Source organism: Curtobacterium sp. MMLR14_010 (assembly GCF_001865015.1).
Taxonomy (GTDB): domain Bacteria; phylum Actinomycetota; class Actinomycetes; order Actinomycetales; family Microbacteriaceae; genus Curtobacterium.
This window is the reverse complement of the sequence record NZ_MJGV01000043.1, coordinates 2,716-4,088: the sequence shown is the minus strand read 5'-3', so window position 1 is coordinate 4,088 and position 1,373 is coordinate 2,716. Positions and strand designations below refer to the sequence as shown.

1 protein-coding gene is annotated in these 1,373 nt (G+C 73.2%); it reads right to left on the bottom strand.

Annotated features, from left to right (window positions below; all coding sequences use genetic code 11):
* Nucleotides 1-63: 63 nt before the first annotated feature.
* The coding region (locus BIU98_RS08570) for an MFS transporter (protein WP_175481325.1) at nucleotides 64-1,373 on the bottom strand (1,310 nt) is incomplete at its 5' end.

Below are 1,373 nucleotides of genomic sequence, written 5' to 3'. Positions count from 1 at the left end.
GGCGGCGCCGCCACGAGCCTCTCGTCCGGTGGTGGTCCCGACCACCCCGCCGGGCCAGCGCGCTCAGTTCGCGTTGGGGTGCAGCGCGTCGTAGCGGCGGAACGACGGCACGAGCCGCAGGAGCAGTGCCACGAGCCCGATGATCGCGACCCCGCCGAGGACCGGCGGCACCGCGATGCCGGCGGCGACGACGAGCCCGGCGTAGAGGTCGCCGATGCGTGGCCCGCCGGTGACGACCACGGTGAAGATGCCCTGCAGGCGGCCGCGCATGCCGTCCGGCGACGCGGCCTGCAGGATCGTGTTGCGGAACACCGAGCTGACGTTGTCGGCGCCACCGGCGACGGCGAGGAACACCGCGGCGGCGCCGAGGGCGGGGAGGATGCCGGTGCTGAAGGACTCGCCCTCCCGGCCGCCGAGCACGTGGGCCAGTGCCACCACGACGCCGAACGCCGAGATCGCCCCGCCGTAGACGGTGATCGCCCAGCCGACGGCCTCGCCCTGGCGGCGGACGTGGCCGAGCGGACCGGAGAACACGCTCGAGAGCAGTGCCCCGATCGCGTAGGCGGCCGTCAGGGTGCCGACGGTGATGGCGCCGCCGCCGATGACGAGCGCGCCGATCGCGGGGAAGAGCACCCGCGGCTGGCCGAACGTCATCGCGATGATGTCGAGCACGAACGTCATCGTGATGTTCCGCGACTTCTTCAGGAACCGCGCTCCCTCGACCAGGGAGCTGAGTCCCGGGCGGAGGGCCCCCTGGTCGGCGGCCATCCGCGGCAGGGTGAACACCCCGAGGAACGCGCACGTGAACAGCACGACGTCGATCGTGTACGTCGGGGCGAACCCGACGGTGGCGATGAGGACACCGGCGACCGCGGGGCCGACCGTGACCTGGAAGCCGGACGCGATGCCACCGAGGGCGCTCGCCGCGGGGAGCAGGTCGGTGCCGACGAGTCGCGGGACGATGGCGGACCGGGAGGCCCCGCTCACGGTCGCCGCGACCGCGTTCACCGTCGCGAGCAGGTAGAGCAGGGCGACGCTGTGCAGCCCGAGCCAGGAGTGCGTGGCGATCATCGCGACGGCGACCCAGGCGATGACCGAGGACACCAGGGCCACGGTGCGCCGGTCGAAGGCGTCGGCGAGCATCCCGCCGTACAGCCCGGCGACGATCATCGGCAGCAGCGCGATCACGCCGACGAGCGACACCGCGAACGTCGAGCTCGTGATGTCGTACACCTCGAGGCCGACGGCGACGGTGGTCATCTGCGTGCCGATCCCGGCGATCGCCGTGCCGGCCCAGAGTCGGGCGAACGCGGGGGACCGACGGAGCGGCGTGAGGTCGGCGAAGAGACGGCGCGGCGGTGCTGGCGTGTCCT